This is a genomic window from Streptomyces colwelliae, from assembly GCF_048158785.1.
Classification (GTDB): domain Bacteria; phylum Actinomycetota; class Actinomycetes; order Streptomycetales; family Streptomycetaceae; genus Streptomyces.
The window spans coordinates 1-3,553 of sequence record NZ_JBLTJC010000634.1 but is presented as its reverse complement, the minus strand read 5'-3'; the positions used below and the strand labels follow the sequence as shown (position 1 = coordinate 3,553).

The following is a 3,553-nucleotide window of genomic DNA, read 5'->3' as shown; positions in this document are numbered from 1 at the left end:
CTCGTCTTCGGCCCGAGGGGGATCGGGGCGGCGTACGCGAAGGCGGCGTTCGGGGCGGAACTCGACTAGGAAAAAATCTTCGGGGAGTTCCGGCGAGTGTGTCGATCCGGTCGCCCCTCGTTCGACGCATGGTTGAAAGGCCGGGAAGAGCCCGGTCGGAGAACGTCAGAGAACGAACCGAGGAGTCACCATGCCCCGCTACCTCTCCCTCGTGCAGATCGACGAGAAGACCGCCCCCGCCGAGGGCCCCAGCGCCGAGCTGATGCAGCGCATGGGCGAGCTGATCGAGGAGATCACCAAGGCCGGCGTCATGCTCGACACCGCGGGCCTCACTCCGACCGCGCAGGGCGCCCGCGTGCACTGGGAGGGCGGCAAGATCTCCGTGACCGACGGCCCCTTCACCGAGTCCAAGGAGGTCGTCGGCGGCTACGCGCTCATGCAGTGCAAGGACATGGCCGAGGCGATCGAGTGGACGAAGCGGTTCCTGAAGGTGCACGAGGAGTTCTGGACGGTGACGTGCGAGGTGCGGGAGATCGCGGAGGGCTGAGCCTTCCCCGGTCGTCCGTGGCCTTTCCCGGCATTCCTTGGTCTGAGGCCGCCGGGGGTGTTGCATGGTGGGTTGTGACTCCGGAATCACAACCCACCGCAGCCCCGCACGGCAACGCCACGGACCCGCACAGCGCCATCGAGACCGTCTTCCGCATCGAGTCCCCGCGGATCATCGCCGCCGTCGCCCGCATAGTCCGCGACGTCGGCATCGCCGAGGAACTCGCGCAGGACGCGCTGGTCGCCGCGCTGGAGCAGTGGCCGAGGGACGGTGTGCCCGACAACCCGGGCGCCTGGCTCATGGCCACCGCCAGACACCGCGCCGTCGACCTGATCCGGCGCCGGGAGAACTACGCCCGCAAGCTCCAGGAGATCGGCCGCACCCTGGAGACGACGGCCCCGCCCGAGGAACCCCCGGCCCCCGACGACATCGACGACGACCTCCTGCGCCTCGTCTTCACCACCTGCCACCCGGTCCTGTCCCCGGAGGCCCGCACCGCCCTCACCCTGCGCCTCCTCGGCGGCCTGACCACCCCCGAGATCGCCCGCGCGTTCCTCGCCCCCGAACCGACGATCGCCCAGCGCATCGTCCGCGCCAAACGCACCCTGGCCACCAAGAACGTCGCCTTCGAGGTCCCCTACGGCCCCGACCGAGAGGCCCGCCTCGGCTCCGTCCTGGACGTCATCTACCTGATCTTCAACGAGGGTTACGCGGCGACGGCGGGCGACGACTGGCTCCGCCCGAGCCTCTGCGAGGACGCGCTCCGCCTCGCCCGCCTCCTGGCCGGCCTGATGCCGAAGGAGCCCGAAGTGCACGCCCTGGCCTCCCTGTTGGAGTTCCAGGCCTCCCGCTCGGCCGCCCGCACCGCCCCGAACGGCGACCCCGTCCTCCTCAAGGACCAGAACCGCCGCCGCTGGAACCGCCTGCTCATCGCCCGCGGCATCACCGCCCTCGGCCGCGCGGACACCACGTCCACCGGCGCCCCCGGCCCCTACGCCCTCCAGGCCGCCATCGCCGCCTGCCACGCCCACGCGTACACCTACGACGAGACCGACTGGCCGACGATCGCGACCCTGTACGGCCTCCTCGCCGCCCGATCCCCGTCCCCGGTGGTCGAGTTGAACCGAGCGGTCGCCGTCTCGATGGCGCAGGGCCCGGCCCCGGCACTGGAGATCGTCGACACCCTCGCCACCGAACCGGCCCTGCGCGACTACCACTTGCTGCCGAGCGTCCGCGGCGACCTGCTGCTCCGGCTTGGCCGTACGACGGAGGCGAGGGAGGAGTTCGTACGAGCGGCTTCGTTGGCGCGCAACGAACGCGAACGCCAACTCCTGCTGCGCCGGGCGTCAGAGGCGTCGTAGCGCGGTCGTAGCGCAAAGGGGGTCCACGGACGTGTGCCCGGTGCCAGAATTCGACGGAGCGTCAGATGGGCGGGGGACTCGGGGGATTGAGACGTGCTGGAGGCTGTCGACGGCCAGACCCTCGCGCTGGACGGCGCGTCGGTCATCACGGCCGTAGTCGGAGTGGCGGTCGCCGTGATCGCGGCCGGGGTCGCGCTCTGGCAGACGGGGCGGACGCGGGTGCTGGAGAAGGAGAAGATCCGGCTCCAGTTCGACGCGGACCTGCGGCTGAGGGAGCAGGAGTGGGCCCACGAGCAGAGCCTCTCGGAGCGCGACCGCAGACGCGCGGCACAACAGGCCGACCAGGAGCAGGCGCGGACGGCGGAGCAGGTGGCCGCCCGCCGCGGCAGCCTCGTCGCCGAGGCGGCGGCCTACTGCGCGCGCCTGGCACAGGAGTTGGCGACCCTGCGCATCCTCGACATGTCCCGCCCCCTCCGCCTGGACCGCCTCTACGTCCAGGTCCGCGTCCAGGAACAGCAGCCGCTGCGCTTCGTCCGCGAGGAGGAACTCGCCGCGAGGGAACAGGCCCAGGGCCGCGTGCACAGACAGGCACCAGCCGCCGACTCGGGCATCAACTCCCCTACGTACGCGCCGGTCGACGCCCTCCAGCGCTACCAGCGCATGGTCGTGGTCGGAGACCCCGGCGCCGGAAAAACGACCATGCTCCGCCACCTCGCGCTCCGCATGGCCCGGCCGACGGAGGGCGAGGCACTGCCCGAACTCCCGGCCTACGTCGAGCTGTTCCGCTTCGTGGAGAGCGGCCAAGACTCGCTGCTGGACTACTTGGCCGAGCACTGGGCCGACCAGTACGGCTTCATGGACGCCAGGGAGTACGTGGCGGAACGCCTGACCGACGGCACGGCGGCTCTGCTGCTGGACGGCCTGGACGAGGTGCTGGGCGGGGAGAGCGCGGAGGACGCGGCGAGCGCCTACAACCGGGTCACCGAGGAGATCGCCCGCTTGGCGACCCGCTTCCCGCGCGCCCTGATCGCCACGACCTGCCGCCGCCACGGCTGGCAGGGCGGCCTCCCCCAATTCCAGGTCCTGGAGGCCCTGGACTTCGAGTGGCCCCAGATCGAGACGTTCGTCGCCAACTGGTTCGGCGACCACGACCGCCGCCGCGGCGGCCTCGTCCGCGCCCTGGCCGGCAACGCCCGACTCCAGACCCTGGCCGCGAACCCCCTGCTGCTCAGCCTGATCGCCATCGTCTACGAGCGCGATCTCGAACTCCCCGAGCGCCGCGCCGCGCTCTACCGACGCTGCGTCGAGGTCCTGCTGCGCGAATGGGACGCCCACCGCAAGATCGCGCGCTACAGCCGCTTCACCACCGACCGCAAACAGGACCTCCTCAAGCAGCTCGCCTGGCACTACCACCAGCGCGGCCAGCGGTATTTCGCTGAGGAGGACCTGCTCGGCCTGATCGCGGACTTCCTCCCGACGATCGACCTCCCGCGCGAGGACGCCCGCGCGATTCTGGATGAGATCGCGGCCCAATACGGCCTCCTCAAAGCGCAGGCGCATGGCTGGTACGGCTTTCTGCATCTCACCTTGCAGGAGCACTTCGCGGCTACGGCGCTGTTGGAACGGGGGGAGGAGGGGGTTCGGT

Annotated in this window: 3 protein-coding genes; all 3 read left to right on the top strand. The window is 70.9% G+C overall.

The window, feature by feature from the left end:
• The first annotated feature begins 190 nt into the window (after positions 1-190).
• Positions 191-547 carry a YciI family protein gene (locus ACNFOC_RS52370; protein WP_019055574.1) on the top strand — a complete coding sequence of 119 codons (357 nt, stop codon included), beginning with the start codon at positions 191-193 and terminating at the stop codon, positions 545-547.
• 74 nt (positions 548-621) lie between these two features.
• Positions 622-1,908: an RNA polymerase sigma factor gene (locus ACNFOC_RS52365; RefSeq protein ID WP_416966022.1), complete on the top strand. Its 1,287-nt coding sequence runs from the start codon at positions 622-624 to the stop codon at positions 1,906-1,908.
• Positions 1,909-2,001: 93 nt separating this feature from the next.
• A partial coding sequence (locus ACNFOC_RS52360; RefSeq protein WP_416966021.1) for an NACHT domain-containing protein occupies positions 2,002-3,553 on the top strand: 1,552 nt, incomplete at its 3' end.